This window comes from Paraburkholderia sp. 2C (assembly GCF_054589215.1).
Window position 1 is genome coordinate 1 of sequence record NZ_BAAILL010000089.1, and the last position, 274, is coordinate 274.

Annotated in this window: 1 protein-coding gene; it reads left to right on the top strand. The window is 66.8% G+C overall.

The annotated features are described in order from the left end of the window. Nucleotides 1-274 (top strand): hypothetical protein (locus ACYPXD_RS34145; protein WP_459723121.1); only part of this gene is annotated, 274 nt, incomplete at both ends.

Genomic DNA, 274 nt, shown 5'->3' on the forward strand with positions numbered 1-274 from the left:
CCGATCCGTTGAAGATCAGCCGGCTGACACTACGCAATCTGTCCGGCCGTACCCGGCGGCTCTCGGTCACGGCGTGGCTCGAATGGGTGCTCGGTAGCTCGCGAGGCGCATCGGCACCGTTCGTCATGACGGAAATCGACTCGCTCACGGGAGCCATGTTGGCGCGCAATCCCTGGAATACCGCATTCGGCACGCGTGTCGCCTTCGCCGACCTCAGCGGCCGGCAAACGGCGTGGACGGCCAGTCGCACCGAGTTCCTCGGCCGCCACGGCGA